At 28.6% G+C, this 14,597-nt stretch carries 15 protein-coding genes; 6 read left to right on the top strand and 9 right to left on the bottom strand.

What is annotated here, in order from left to right; genetic code table 11:
* Positions 1–39: 39 nt before the first annotated feature.
* Positions 40–252 (bottom strand): 30S ribosomal protein S21, encoded by a 213-nt coding sequence (gene rpsU, locus LPB137_RS13665; RefSeq protein ID WP_071628030.1) that lies wholly within the window; start codon positions 250–252, stop codon positions 40–42.
* 114 nt (positions 253–366) lie between these two features.
* Between rpsU and moaC the strand changes: the two genes are divergently transcribed.
* From moaC to LPB137_RS13645, 4 genes are read left to right on the top strand one after another with little or no spacing between them, the layout of a single operon-like run.
* Complete coding sequence (moaC, locus tag LPB137_RS13660) at positions 367–840, top strand: cyclic pyranopterin monophosphate synthase MoaC (protein WP_076089014.1); 474 nt, start codon at positions 367–369, stop codon at positions 838–840.
* A gap of 2 nt (positions 841–842) precedes the next feature.
* The gene (locus LPB137_RS13655; RefSeq protein ID WP_076089012.1) at positions 843–1,106 is read left to right on the top strand and encodes an HP0495 family protein; all 264 of its coding nucleotides are present in this window, start codon (positions 843–845) and stop codon (positions 1,104–1,106) included.
* Positions 1,107–1,111: 5 nt separating this feature from the next.
* On the top strand, positions 1,112–1,882 hold the full coding sequence (locus LPB137_RS13650; protein ID WP_076089010.1) for a D-alanyl-D-alanine carboxypeptidase family protein: 771 nt from the start codon (positions 1,112–1,114) through the stop codon (positions 1,880–1,882).
* Positions 1,854–3,167 carry a M99 family carboxypeptidase catalytic domain-containing protein gene (locus tag LPB137_RS13645; protein WP_076089008.1) on the top strand — a complete coding sequence of 438 codons (1,314 nt, stop codon included), beginning with the start codon at positions 1,854–1,856 and terminating at the stop codon, positions 3,165–3,167. The genes LPB137_RS13650 and LPB137_RS13645 overlap by 29 nt, the downstream gene beginning before the upstream one ends.
* Positions 3,168–3,181: 14 nt before the next feature.
* On the opposite strand, the gene LPB137_RS13640 is transcribed toward LPB137_RS13645, so the two are convergent.
* Genes LPB137_RS13640 through LPB137_RS13615 form a run of 6 tightly spaced genes read right to left on the bottom strand, consistent with a single transcriptional unit; the run spans position 3,182 to position 9,915 of the window.
* A complete protein-coding gene (locus LPB137_RS13640; protein ID WP_076089007.1) occupies positions 3,182–3,445 on the bottom strand; it encodes a hypothetical protein in 264 nt (87 codons plus the stop codon).
* An 11-nt stretch (positions 3,446–3,456) separates the two neighbouring features.
* Positions 3,457–4,245, bottom strand: coding sequence for a 5'/3'-nucleotidase SurE (gene surE / locus LPB137_RS13635; protein ID WP_076089385.1), 789 nt, complete (start codon positions 4,243–4,245; stop codon positions 3,457–3,459).
* Positions 4,245–7,790 (bottom strand): DNA polymerase III subunit alpha, encoded by a 3,546-nt coding sequence (dnaE, locus tag LPB137_RS13630; RefSeq protein WP_076089005.1) that lies wholly within the window; start codon positions 7,788–7,790, stop codon positions 4,245–4,247. Before dnaE ends, surE begins: the two co-directional genes overlap by 1 nt.
* 31 nt (positions 7,791–7,821) lie before the next feature.
* A complete protein-coding gene (locus LPB137_RS13625; protein ID WP_076089003.1) occupies positions 7,822–8,577 on the bottom strand; it encodes a patatin-like phospholipase family protein in 756 nt (251 codons plus the stop codon).
* Positions 8,574–9,311 carry a UDP-2,3-diacylglucosamine diphosphatase gene (locus LPB137_RS13620; RefSeq protein WP_076089001.1) on the bottom strand — a complete coding sequence of 246 codons (738 nt, stop codon included), beginning with the start codon at positions 9,309–9,311 and terminating at the stop codon, positions 8,574–8,576. Before LPB137_RS13620 ends, LPB137_RS13625 begins: the two co-directional genes overlap by 4 nt.
* A gap of 58 nt (positions 9,312–9,369) precedes the next feature.
* Positions 9,370–9,915 carry a DJ-1 family glyoxalase III gene (locus LPB137_RS13615; protein ID WP_076088999.1) on the bottom strand — a complete coding sequence of 182 codons (546 nt, stop codon included), beginning with the start codon at positions 9,913–9,915 and terminating at the stop codon, positions 9,370–9,372.
* Between the two features lie 145 nt (positions 9,916–10,060).
* Between LPB137_RS13615 and LPB137_RS13610 the strand changes: the two genes are divergently transcribed.
* Together LPB137_RS13610 and LPB137_RS13605 are read left to right on the top strand one after the other, a co-directional pair.
* Complete coding sequence (locus tag LPB137_RS13610; RefSeq protein ID WP_076088997.1) at positions 10,061–10,726, top strand: FlgO family outer membrane protein; 666 nt, start codon at positions 10,061–10,063, stop codon at positions 10,724–10,726.
* Between the two features lie 4 nt (positions 10,727–10,730).
* Complete coding sequence (locus tag LPB137_RS13605; protein ID WP_076088995.1) at positions 10,731–11,315, top strand: FlgO family outer membrane protein; 585 nt, start codon at positions 10,731–10,733, stop codon at positions 11,313–11,315.
* A 5-nt stretch (positions 11,316–11,320) separates the two neighbouring features.
* On the opposite strand, the gene recJ is transcribed toward LPB137_RS13605, so the two are convergent.
* Together recJ and LPB137_RS13595 are read right to left on the bottom strand one after the other, a co-directional pair.
* Positions 11,321–12,889 (bottom strand): single-stranded-DNA-specific exonuclease RecJ, encoded by a 1,569-nt coding sequence (gene recJ, locus LPB137_RS13600; RefSeq protein WP_076088993.1) that lies wholly within the window; start codon positions 12,887–12,889, stop codon positions 11,321–11,323.
* Positions 12,889–14,505: a CTP synthase gene (locus LPB137_RS13595; RefSeq protein WP_076088991.1), complete on the bottom strand. Its 1,617-nt coding sequence runs from the start codon at positions 14,503–14,505 to the stop codon at positions 12,889–12,891. The genes recJ and LPB137_RS13595 overlap by 1 nt, the downstream gene beginning before the upstream one ends.
* Positions 14,506–14,597: the final 92 nt, after the last annotated feature.

The raw sequence follows: 14,597 nt of genomic DNA, 5'->3' as shown, positions 1-14,597 counted from the left end.
TCTTTCGATTGACCTTTTTTATTGGAAGAAAAGTAAAATCTACAGTCTAGACTCATATCGTCTAAGCATGTATAATCTCTTAAGCATTTTCTTTCTAGCGTTAATTTTTTGTTTTTTTCTGATCTCTGTCATTGGTTCAAAAAATCTTCTAGCTCTTGTTTCAGTTACAATAAGATTTCTATCACATTGCTTCTTAAACCTTCTGTATGCTTCGTCAAATGATTCACTATCTTTAACTTTAATGCCTGGCACTAAAATCACCCACTTTCTTTTTAAATTTTAGGGTTGCATTATATTTAAACTTTACTTAATTCTTATTTAACTAAATTTAGAATATAATAAATATAACAAAATAAAGGAAATATCATGACTTTAACGCATTTAGATGATAATAATAGACCAAAAATGGTGGATGTATCAAATAAAAATGAAACACATAGAATAGCAGTTGCTACTGGACAAATAAGCATGTCTATTGATGCATACAATACTATTGTAGATAATACTTCTAAAAAAGGTCCTGTGATTCAAACAGCAGTAATTGCAGCTATTATGGGTGTTAAAAAAACAAGTGAATTAATACCTATGTGCCATCCTTTGTTATTAAGTGGAATTAATTGTGATGTTGAAGAATTACCTGAGCTTCCAGGATTTAAACTTAAAGTTACAGCAAAGTTAAATGGACAAACTGGTGTTGAAATGGAAGCTTTAACAGGTGTATCTGTTGGTTTATTAACTATATATGATATGGTAAAAGCAATTGACAAGTCTATGGTGATATCAAATGTACAACTAGAAACAAAATCTGGTGGTAAAAGTGGTGATTTTAAAAGGAATTAAATATGATTGATTTAAGTAAAGAGAAATTAGAATTAGATTATCCATGTAATTGGAGTTACAAACTAGTCGTATTACAAACTACTTGTGTTCATACTACGGTTAAAGAAATAGTTCAAAAAAGAGAACATAAAATTGTTAAATCTAAATCTAGCAAAAAAGGTAAATTTGAGAGTTATAATTTAGAATTACTTGTTCATAATGAAGATGATAGAAAATTACTTTTTGAAATTTTAGGTAAACATGATGATATTAAGATGGTTATTTAGTATTAATGATAAATATTAGAAGAGATTTTATTAAAAAAAGTACTATATTTACTCTTGTTTCTATATCTAGTATGGACTTATTTGCTAGTAGTCGTGAAATAAAAAGAAATGATTTATTTATTGAAAAAAAAGACTACAAAACTTTTCAATCAATTAGAAAAAAATTAAAACTTGTTCAAAGTTATGTTGGATATGGAAATTTTAATATTATTAGTTTTGATTCAATGCTAAGTATTGCAAGAAGAGCTCCAAATATTGAAGCTTTTACAAAAGAAGAATTAGATTTTTTAGAATTTATTTTTTATTACAATCCTAGTTCCCATGGTTTTTTTGGAAATAGAATCAGTAGTAATATAAGTGATGTAATTGATAAAAAACAAGTAAAAAAAATTCCTTATACTGGACATTATTTATTTAAAGGTAAAGCAGAAAATACATACAATGAAATGAAAAAGGATGTAGGAAGTTCTCTTACATTAACTTCAGGAATTCGAAGTATTGTAAAACAAACAAAACTTTTTCTAGATAAAATACATAGAGTTGATGGAAATATCTCAGTTGCTGCAAAATCTATTGCACCTCCAGCTTTTACATATCATTTAGTAGGTGATTTTGATGTTGGTAAAAAAGGTTTTGGATATGCAAATTTTACTTCAAAGTTTGCAAATACTCATGAATTTCAAGAAATACAAAAATTAAAGTATGTTGATGTTCGGTATACAATAAATAATAAGGACGGTGTAAGGTATGAACCTTGGCATATTACGACTATTTAAAATCTCATTAATATTTTTATGTTTGCAATATTTAAATGCAGATGTAAAAAGTTTCGATTTTGATTTTATAAAAAAAGGTCAACAAGACGATAATACATTGTTAATAATTGGTGGGATTCAAGGTGATGAACCAGGTGCTTTTATGGCAGCTTCTTTAATTGCAACGCATTATGATATTAAAAAAGGTTCTGTTTGGGTAATTCCTAATTTAAACTTTTATTCAATTATTAAAAGATCACGTGGCCCTTATGGTGATATGAATAGAAAATTTGCAGCCTTATCAAAAGATGATCCTGATTATAATACTGTTGAGAGAATTAAAAAGTATATAAAATCAGATGAAATAAAATTAATTTTGAATTTACATGATGGAAGTGGTTTTTATAGAAAAAAGTACATAAATAGTAAAATGTCTCCTAGAAGATGGGGAAACTGTGCTATTGTTGATCAATCTAATTTAGATATCGATAAATATGGAAATCTTGAAGAAATCTCAACTCAAGTAGTAAAATCAATTAATACTAAACTTATTAGAGATAGAGATAAGTACCATGTTAAAAATACTAAAACTAGACTTGGTGATAAAGAGATGGAAAAAACTCTTACATATTTTGCTATTAATAATGGTAAAGCAGCTTTTGCAAATGAAGCTAGTAAAGAGTTAAACTTACAAGAAAGAGTTTACTATCATTTATTAGCTATTGAAGAGTATATGAATATTATGGGTATTGAATTTGAAAGAAAATTTGATATTTCAACTGTTGATATCAAAAAAGTAATTGACCATGATATTTTTATATCTTTTTATGATGAGAAAATTAAGCTACCACTTTCTAAGGTTCGAAAACTTTTAAAATATTTCCCTATTAATAAAGATGGAACATTAGATTTTACTCCGTCAAATCCTCTTATGACAATTGTTAAAAAAGGAAAAGAGTATATTATTCATTATGGAAATAGAAAACTTGCTAAGCTTCATCCTGATTATATAAAATTTATTGAGGATGAAAGAGATATTAATATAACTATTGATGGAGTTTCACAAAATATAAAATTTGGTGATATTATTTATGCAAAAAATAGTTTTAACATCAAGCCAATTGCTGATTTAAGAGTAAATGTTATTGGATATGTAAATAAGAGTAAAAAAGAAGTTGGTATTAATATAAAAAGAAAAGAGCTTGCAAAAAGATTTTCAATTGATCAAGATGGTAATCTTTTTAGAATTGAGTTTTACAAAGGTAATAACTTTGCAGGTATGATTCTTCTAGGATTTGAGAAATAGAGTATTTTTATACTCTATTTAAAAAACACTAACTCTTTTTTGATTTTTTCTTGATTTAATTTTTTACAAGCTGTTTTGTAAATTTCATTAATTCTTTCATCATCATCGTTAATTATTGTTTTTACTTCATCTATAGATTTACCTTCACTAAATGCTACAAATACTTTAAATTCTTTTTTTGTGAATTTTTTCTTTAAAACTTCTTCTAGTTCTTCTTCATGTTTTAATGTACCAACTAGTTTGTCTATATTTAGCTCAATTGCTTCTGTAAAATTCATTTATTTCCTTTTTAATTGTTTAACCAATTTTGTGTTTTTTCAATATCATTATATGATGTTAAATCTAGCATAATAGGTGTTATTGATACGTAATTTGCTTTTATAGCTTCAAAATCACAATTTTTATCTTTGGATTCTTTCCAAATTAATGGATGTAGACCAATCCAATAAAACTCTTCACCTCTTGGATTATGATGCCTATGAGTATCATTCCCATACTCTCTATATCCAGCTTTTGTGATTTTAATTCCATTACACTGTTCTGGTTTTATTGCTGGGATATTAACATTTAAAAACTTTCTTTCCTCTAATGGAAAGCTTTCATCAAGTATTTTCTTTGCTAAAGTAGCAATTGTTTGCTTTGCTAGTGCAAAATCCCATCCATTTTTTATATCATTACACTTATCTTTGCAAACTTGTGAAATTGCTATTGCTGGTACTCCTTGAAGCACTGCTTCCATAGCTGCTGCAGCTGTTCCACTATAAGTTATATCTTCACCCATATTTGCACCAATATTAATACCACTTATTACTAAATCAGGTTTATAACCATCTTTAAATAAATTGTTTAATGAAATAAAAATACAATCTGTAGGACTTCCATCATCAACTTTATAAAAATCATCATCAACTCTATCAAGTCTTAAAGGTCTATCAAGTGTTAAAGAGTGTCCGCAAGCTGATTTGTTTTTTGCAGGTGCTACTACTGTTATTTTAGCAATTGGTTTAAGTGCTTGAATTAATGCTTCTAACCCAATTGCATCAAAACCATCGTCATTTGATAATAAAATATGTTTAATCATGAAACTACAAAAGCTCCTTCTATATTATGAATTAATTTTTCTAAATTAGTATTTATCTTAAAACCACTTTCAAGTTCAATATCTGCAAGTTTTGATTTTACTAATATTTTTAGGTCTCTTTTCCCTTGATTATTTGCCACTAAATCAAAGAGTTGGTAGATACTATTTTCATTGTTTGTAAATGGAATAGCAATTGTTAAAGGTGGCTCTTCTTCTACTTTTTGTTTTGTTTTAATTTTCTCTTTTTTTGCATCTTTTAAACTTTCAATTTTCATGATGTTCATTCTTGTGAAGTTTTCATCTTTTGAGATTTTTACTTTAAATGCAATTGGTTTTTCTAAATCAAAATCATCTTCAAGCTCTTTAATTCTATCTTCAAATAATAAAAGCTCAATACTTCCGTGTAAATCTATAATAGAAGCAATTCCAAATTTATTACCTTTTTTTGATATTTTTGTAACTATATTTTCAATCTTCCCTACAAACAAAGCTTGTGAACCATCTGCTAAATCTTCAATTTGAGAAGAAAGGGTATATTTAATTTGATCTAATTGTTCTCTATATTCATCAAGTGGATGCCCTGATACATAAAATCCTAATGAAGCTTTTTCAAACTCTAGTATCTCTTTTGCTTCAAACTCTTCAAGTTCATCTAAAACAATATCAATTTTTGTAAGCTCTTGTGAATCTCCAAAGAGTGAACCTGTCGCCATTTTCTTGGCTTTCATAGAGTTTGCAACACACTCAGAAATCTTCTCAATTTGCTCAAGCATGGCTCTTCTTGAATAACCAAAGCTATCAAAAGCTCCTGTTTTTGTTAAAGATTCTATTACTCTTTTATTTACTTTACTTCCGTCAATTCTTGAAATAAAATCAGCTAAATCTGTAAAATCTCCACCTTCATCACGTGCAGCAATAATAGACTTAATAGCAACATCTCCAGCACCTTTTACAGCACCCATTCCAAACATTACAACTTCATTCCCCTCAAGTTTAGTTGCAGAAAATACTAAATCTGATTTATTAATATCAGGTGGGAAAAGTTCTAAGTCTAATCTTTTTACTTCATCAACATATTTTACAACTTTGTCTGTGTTATCTTTTTCTAATGTTAGAAGTGCTGCCATAAATTCTGATGGATAATAGTTTTTTAAATAAGAAGTATAAAATGTTACAAGGGCATACGCTGCTGAGTGAGATTTATTAAATCCATATCCAGCAAACTTTACAATAAGGTCGAATAACTCTTCACAGTGACTTCTTACATAACCTTTTTTAACTCCACCATCTGCAAACTCACCTTTTAATCTGTCCATTTCTTCAACAATCTTTTTACCCATGGCTCGTCTTACAAGGTCTGCACCACCAAGACTGAATCCACCAATAGTTTGTACAATTTGCATAACTTGCTCTTGATATACAATAACTCCATAAGTTGGCTCTAGAATTGGTCTTAAAGGTGCATCAAACTCATCATAGAAATAGTCAATTTTAGCACGACCATGTTTTCTATCAATAAAGTCATCAAGCATTCCTGACTCCATTGGACCTGGACGATAAAGTGCTAGAACGGCAATAATATCTTCAAAATTATCAGGTTTTAATCTTTTACATAAATCTTGCATACCATCTGATTCTATTTGGAATAGCCCAATTGTATTTCCTGTTTGAATAAGGTCATAAACACCTTTATCATTTACATCTGCTGTTAAGAAGTCAATTCTTTTTCCGTGTCTTTTTTCAATAAGTTGTAAAGCTTCTTCAATTACTGTTAAAGTTTTTAATCCAAGGAAATCGAATTTAATTAAATCAACATCTTCAACATATTTACCATTATATTGAGTTGCTAGTGTATCAAGTCCTGAGGGTTTAAATAAGGGAGTTTTATTCCATAAAGGCTCATTTGAAATAACAACACCAGCTGCGTGTGTTCCTGCATTTCTATTAAGACCTTCTAAGGCTAGTGCATATTCCCAAACTCTTCCTGCTTGTGGATCAGCATCACATAGTTCTTTTATTTTTGGTTCTTTTTCCCATGAATTTGTAAGGTCAATTCCTAATTCATCAGGAATTAGTTTTGCCATTGCATCTGCTTTTGAATATGGCATGTCTAAAACACGAGCGACATCTCTAATTACACCTTTTGCAAGAAGTTTACCAAAGGTAATAATTTGAGCAACGTTTGCTCGTCCATATTGTTCAACTACATAATCAATAATTTCACCACGTCTTGCTTGACAAAAATCCATATCAATATCTGGCATAGATATTCTTTCAGGATTTAAGAATCTCTCAAAAAGTAAACCATAAGGCATTGGGTCAATATCGGTAATCTCTAGTGAAAAAGCCACTAAGCTTCCTGCTGCTGAACCCCTTCCTGGACCTACTGGAATTTTCATTTGTTTTGCAACGATTACGAAATCCCAAACAATAAGCATATACCCTGGGAATTTCATTCCATTGATAATGTCAATTTCTACTTGTAGTCTGTCTTTATATTCTTGATGTTTTGAAGGATCTACAATTTGAAGTCTTTTATCGAGTCCTCTCCAGCACTCATCAATAAATAAAATTTTATCATTTTCAAGAGAATATTCAAGCTCTGGTTCTGGAAGAGTTAAATTATTTACTTCCGCTTTTTGTCTTGTAAACTTGAAGTTTGGAGGAGTTGGATCTCCTAGTTTTATTTCTAAATTACATTTATCAGCAATTTCTTGCGTTGCTGTTATTGCTTCAGGAATATCAGCATATAGTTTTGCAATTTGTTCTGGTGTTTTCAAATAAAATTCGTGTACAGAATGTCTTAATCTATTTGGATCATCATAAAGTTTATTCATAGCAATACACATAAATGCTTCATGTGCATCTGCATCTTTTTGGTTTAAATAATGTGTATCATTAGTTGCAACTACTTTAATATCAAGTTCTCGTCCAAGTTTTAAAATCTGGTCATCAACAAAATGTTGGTCACCAATTCCATGACGCATGATTTCTAAATAAAAGTCATCTCCAAAAATTTCTTTATATTCTAGTGCTGCTTTTCTAGCACCTTCATATCCTTTTGCACCGTTTTTTACATTTCTTTCATTTTGAGTATTTAAATTCCAGTTAATTTCACCTTGTAAACAAGCAGCAGAACATACAAGTCCGCCTGAGTTTTCTGCTAAAAGTTTTTTATTAATTCTTGGATAGTAATAAAACCCATGCATATAAGCTTGTGAGCTTAAAAACATTAAGTTTTTATAACCTTCTTGGTTTTTTGCATATAGACATAAGTGAAATCTTTGTCTGGTTGTTTTATCGCCTAATTCTTCATTATTATGAATATATGCTTCCATTCCAATAATAGGTTTAATACCTTCTTTTTTCATGGCATTATAAAAATCAATTGCTCCAAAAAGATTTCCATGATCTGTCATTGCAACAGAAGTCATTCCCATCTCTTTTACTTTTTTTGCAAGTGGTTTTATTTTGTTTGCCCCATCAAGTAGTGAGTATTCTGTATGTAAATGTAAATGTGTAAATTGTGGTGTAGTTGACATAATATAATCTTTAATATTTATTTGTATTTTATTAAGAGAGTATATCTAAAAAATGTTTTTTAGCTTCTTTAACTCCAAGATTAAAACAATCTTCAATTTCTTTAAAACTATATAAGGCAAAATCTCTTATATGACTGCTTCCAAGGTAATAGTTGGTGTTTTCAAGGGAGTATTTATAGTTTGTATAAAGTTGTGTAAAAAGTTTTCTTTTTATAATTTTTACTGGATTTAATCTAAGTAATGGATTTGCATATTTTTTTGGAAATAAATCAATTGCAAAGATGTCGTAGTTTTTGTTTTCTAAAGGTTTAATGGGAATATTATCAAATAATCCACCATCAATTAAGTACATATCTTTGTATTTAACTGGTTTAAATAATGGAACAATTGCACTTGAAGCCATACATAAAGTAATTGTATCTCCACTATTAAAATAGTGTAATTCTCTTTTTCTTAAATCATAAGCATTTACAAAAACTGGTTTTGGAATATCTTCAATTTTAGAAATAGGTAAGAGTTCTTTAATGATTTTATTTGAATTATCAATTTTTAAAAGACCATTTTTAAAATAGTTAAATTTTAAAGCTTGTCTTATATCATTTGAAGAAAATATCTTTAATTGCTCTTTAGCACTTACACCACTTGCATGTGAACATGAAATAATACTTCCAATAGATGAGCCACTGAAAGCATGAATTTCGATATTATTTTGCTCGCAATAATGTAAAACTCCTAAGTGAAAAGCTCCTCTTGCAGCTCCACCACCTAATACTAGTGCTAAATTCATTTATCTAACCAATTTATAATTTTAAATTCTCCATCATATGTTTCTACTACTGCTGTACAAGATTCAACCCAATCACCACAATTTAGATATTGTATTGAATCAATATCTCTAATCTCTGCTTTGTGAATATGTCCACAAATAATACCATCATATCCTTTATTTTTTGCGTGATTTGAAAGTACAGTTTCAAAATCATTGATAAAAGAGACAGAAGATTTAACACTATCTTTTACGTATTTTGAGAGTGACCAATATTTTTGAATACCTATTTTTCTTCTTAAAAAATTTAAGAGTGAATTTAAATGAAGTAGTAAATCATATCCATAATCACCAAGTATTGCTAACCATTTTTTAGTCATGGTAATTGAATCAAAAAAATCACCATGAGTTACATAATATTTTTTTCCATTAATTCCAAAATAATCAAGTTCGTTTGTTATTTCTAAAGAATCGCCAAGAATTAAAGGAACAAAAGGTCTTATAAACTCATCATGATTACCCGTTATAAAGGTTACTTTTGTTCCTTTTCTAGCTTTCTTCAATATTTTTTGGATTACATCTGAGTGTGTTTGAGGCCATATAAATTTTCTTTTAATTGCCCATCCATCAATAATATCTCCTACTAAGATTAAGTTTTCACTTTCATTATGTTTTAAAAAGTTTAATAGCTGTTTTGCTTTTGAGAATTTTGTCCCAAGATGTATATCTGATATAAATATGCTTTTGTATTTCATACAAAAAGCATATTAAGTTATGATTACATTTGAATGACATAGAAATAATCTAAAAGAACTATTTAAAAAGTAAGCCTTTTTTCACATTTTCATAAACTTCATTTCCACAAAGAATATTTACTATTTCAAGTGCAAAACTCATGGCAGTTCCTGGACCTCTTGATGTAATTACTTTTCCATCAATTACAACTGCATCTTCTAAATGGTAACCATCTTCTTTTATTTTTTCTTCAAAACTTGGATAACAAGTATAGTTTTTATTTAAAACTTCTGCTTTATGTAAGGCATAAGGTGCTGCACAAATTGCACCAATATCTTTATTTTGATTTTTAAACTCTTTTAAAAGTGATTGTACTTTTTTATTTTCTGCTAAAGTAAAAGCATTTGGAAGTCCACCTGGTAAAACAATCATGTCATAATCAATTGAATTTATATCTTCAATCATACAATTAGCTTCGATTTTTATATTTGATGCACCTGTTGTTTGAATATTTTCAAGTGCTGCAATTGTAACTTCAATATTTGCTCTTCTACACACATCAATAACTGTTATTGCTTCAATTTCTTCAAAACCATTTGAAATAGGTAATACAACTTTTGGCATAAAAATCCTTTTGTTTTTCTAATTATAATTAAAGGTGAATAAATATGCATTAAAATAGTACTTAATAGTAATAAAAAATAATCTTTTCAAGAGTATATAAGCAAAGTTTAAATAAAATTTAAAGAATTAGTAAAAGGGGTTTTTAATGTTTAAAAGTATTTCTAAAGTAGGTGTAATAGCTACTTTAATGGCATTTGTTATATCTGGATGTACATACAAAAATGAGATTACAAGTACGTCTGTTGATGGTGAAGTTTTAAAAGAGTATAACAAAGTTCAAACTACAAAACAACATCTTGAAATCGCACAAGATAAACAAAGATATGTAACTACTCAAGATACATTAGAAGGTACAATCTCCTCTTTAGCTACTCAAATGATGAGAAATCAAAAAATGAATACACATAAACCTGTGCTTATAACTTCATTTGTAAGACTTGATGAATTCAAAAAAACTACTGAATTTGGTAGAGTTGTAAGTGAAAGTTTAATTGATGAATTATCAATTAGAGGTTTTAATATTATTGAATTTAGAGGTCAATTAGCAGTTTCTGTAAACGATGAAGGTGAATATTTCATTACTAGAAAAACTAATAAGCTTAAAAATAAAATACCAAATACTTATGTAGTTGTTGGAACTTATTCTAGACAATATGGAAAAGTAATGTTAAATGCAAGAGTAATTGATAATATTACAGGAAAAATTATTTCAAGCTCAAGAGCTACTTATAATCATAAAAGAATGAATGATTGTATGTTGTTTAAAGATTGTAAACCAGCAAGAACAATAAATATAATAAAAGAACGATAAGTAAATGCTTTTTAGATTTAGTAAAGTAGTAAAGCTAGTATTTTTATCTAGCTTTTTAGCTTTATTTTTAAGTTCATGTACCCATAAAAATTTAATTAATGGAACAAATGATTTTCATTCTTTAGTTTCCCAATTAGTTGATGAATCAGCTAAAAAAATCAAAAGTCATACTATGATTGATGATATTGTATTAGTTTCAGATTTTGTTAATTTAGATAAGTTAAAAAATAGATCAGAGTTAGGTTTTTTATTAGCTGATATTTTAAAAGATAGACTAGTATCTTTAAATATTATAGTTAGAGAAGTTGAATTTAGTAAAGAGTTTGAACTAGGTCCTACTGGATTTAATTTATTAACTAGAAAACAAAGTGAAATTGTTTCTACTAAAGTAGATAAAGAAAGATATGCTGTAGTTGGAACTTATTCAATTACTAGTAGAAGTTTAAATTTATTTATTAAATTAATTGATATAAGAACTGGAAATATATTAGCTTCATCATATGAAAGAACAGGTATTGATGAAGAGATTATACAGCTTGAGGGTACAGATAATATAACTCCTGTTATCCGTCCTCATGTAGTGTTATAGAACTACTATAAAATAATTTCTTGTATTAAAAATTGAGGAGTAACTTCTCCTCTAAACTCATTTTTACTAACAGATACTATTAAATCAAAACTACTTGGTAAGTCACTATTAGAATCATTAAATTTTAATGCTTCAAAAATAACTCCATCACAATTTAGCATTAGCTTCATATGATTTTTATCTTTTCCTAATAAAGTGCATTTTACAAGTGAGACATTTGATATTTTAAAAATAGGTTTTAGGTTTTCTAAACCGTATGGTTCAAATTGGTCAATAATATCTATAAATTGTAAATCTACAGAGGAAACATCAAGTTCACCTAAAGTTGTTGGTTCTATATGTAAATCATTTTTATGTTCTTCTAGTTCTTTGTTTATAATAGCTTTAAACTCTTCTAGGTTTTCTTCTTTCATTGAAAGACCAGCTGCATTTTTATGCCCACCATAGCCTATAAGTAAGTGTGATGCTTTTGTTATTATTGTATGAAGATTTATATTTGCATTTGCTCTTGCACTTCCTTTTGCAATTGCATTATTCAATGAAAAAATAAAAGCAGGTTTTTTAAAAGAGTTTGATAATTTTGAAGCAACAATTCCTATAACACCTTCATGCCAATCTTCTCCCCAAACAATTACGGCATTGTCATTTTTATCTGTTTTTGCTTCTGCTTTTTTTGTGATTTCTTCTTGTAGTGTTTTTCTAAAATTATTCAGCTCTTCTAACATTTGTAAAGATTCATTTGCTTGATATGAAGTTTTTGAAAGAAGAAACTCTAGGGCAATACTTGCATCTTCCATTCTTCCAGCGCTATTTATCTTAGGAGCTATAAAAAAACCAATATCATCTGATACAAAAGCTTGCTTACTCATAACTTCATTTAATTTCTTAAATGCTTCTCTAGGAGAGGTTTTAATTTTTTTAAGACCTTGTTTAACAAGAGTATGATTAAGTGCTGTCATTGGCATAATATCTGCAATAATAGCAACACAAAGAAGGTCTAAAAAGTCTGTCATTTTTACATCAAGGTTTAGCTCTTTTTTAATTGATGCACATAAATACCAAGCAACTTGAGCTCCACAGATATCTTTAAACTCAAAAGTACAATCTTCTTGTTTTGGATTTACAATTGCATAAGCATAAGGTATTTGCTCTCCAACTGTATGATGATCAGTTATTATTAAATCAATACCTTTTTCTTTTAGCTTTAGTGCAGCTGGCATGGCTGATATTCCATTATCAACTGTTATTACAAGACCATCGTTAATCATATCAACAATCTTAGGAGATAATCCATACCCATGCTCAAATCTATTTGGGATTATATAGTCTATTTTTACATTAATCTTTTTAAAAAAGTCAACCATAATTGTAGTTGAAACAACGCCATCAACATCGTAATCTCCAACAATAGTAATTGTTTCTTGATTTAAAATTGCAGTCTTAATTCTAGAAGTTGCTTTTTTTATATCTTTAAAATTATCAGGTGGGGGAATATCTGCTAGACGCGAATATGGGTTATTCGAATGTCTAGCAGAAAGGAGTTCAAAAAGTCTATTTTTAGTGACTTTTGACATTAAGCTTTTTTATTAGCTTGTTTTACAAACTCAAAAATAATTGGGTTCGGAGTTTCTAAATGTGATGTAAATTCAGGGTGGAATTGAACACCTACAAACCATGGATGATCTTTAATCTCAACTGCTTCAATTAAGCCATTTGATTGTCCTGAAATAATCATTCCAGCTTCTTCAAGTGCATCTTTATATTTTGGATTTGCTTCATATCTATGTCTATGTCTTTCATGATAGATTTCTTCATTTCCATAAGCTTTTTGAAGTTTTGTACCTTTTAATGGCTCAAATGGATATTCACCTAATCTCATAGTTCCACCCATTGGTGATTTATGTGTTCTTAGTTGTTTTTGTCCACTTTGATCCATAAATTCATCAATTAAATAAATTAAAGGATTAGCTGTATTTGCATCAAATTCAATAGAGTTTGCATCTTCAATTTCAAGTACATTTCTAGCATACTCAATTACTGCTAATTGCATTCCTAAACAAATACCTAAATATGGTATTTTATTTTCTCTTGCATATTGAATAGCTTGAAGTTTACCTTCAACTCCTCTTTCTCCAAATCCACCTGCAACTAATACTGCATCTGAATTTCCAATAATATCGTAAGCTCCGTGAACTTCAATTTTTTCAGAATCACACCAGTGTATATTTACTTTTGTATTTAAGTGTGCACCACTATGAATTAGTGCTTCTGTTAATGATTTGTAAGATTCTTTTAATTCTAAGTATTTACCAACAAAAGCAATTGTAAGTTCATCTTTTGGTACTAAAATATTTTTAACTAAAGTATCCCATTTTTCCATATTTGGTTTGATTTTAATGTTGAAGTGGTCTGATAAAGGATTAATGATTCCTTCTTTAATAAAGTGTAATGGAACTTGATAAATAGATTGTGCATCACCTGCTTCAATTACTGCATTATTGTCAATATCACAAGACATTGCTAATTTTGCTTTTAAATTCTTTGGAAGACTTCTTTCTGTTCTACAAACTAACATATGTGGAGTAATACCAATTCTTCTTAATTCTTGAACAGAATGTTGTGTTGGTTTTGTTTTAAGCTCACCTGCTGCTGCTATGTATGGAATTAATGTAACATGAATATTCATAGTATTTGTTTTTGGAAGTTCATGTCTTATTGCACGAATAGATTCCATAAAAGGTAAACCTTCGATATCTCCAACTGTTCCACCTAATTCAACAATTAAAAATTCATAACCTTCGGCAGCTGCATAAATTCTATCTTTAATTTCATCTACTACGTGAGGGATTACTTGAATAGTTTTTCCTAGATAACCTCCCTCTCTTTCTCTTTTAATTACACTTTGGTAAACTTGACCTGTAGTAAAGTTATTTTGTGCAGTTAAAGTAGTATCAATAAATCTTTCGTAATTTCCTAAATCTAAATCAGTTTCAGCACCATCTGCTGTTACGAAAACTTCTCCATGCTCTAATGGACTCATAGTTCCTGGATCTACATTTAAGTATGGGTCGATTTTAAGCATAGATACTTTAAATCCTGATTGTTTTAAGATTGTTGCAATTGATGCTGCGGTGATTCCTTTTCCTAGTGAACTTAGAACCCCACCTGTTACGAAGATGAATTTAGTCATTTAAAATACTCCAATGAATTTTGTTAATAATTATATTCGCGATTGTAGCTAGTTTTTGTTGATAAATAAGTTAAATAACTTATGTTTTTTTT

Source organism: Poseidonibacter parvus, from assembly GCF_001956695.1.
GTDB lineage: Bacteria > Campylobacterota > Campylobacteria > Campylobacterales > Arcobacteraceae > Poseidonibacter > Poseidonibacter parvus.
This window is presented reverse-complemented; position numbering and strand designations above follow the sequence as displayed.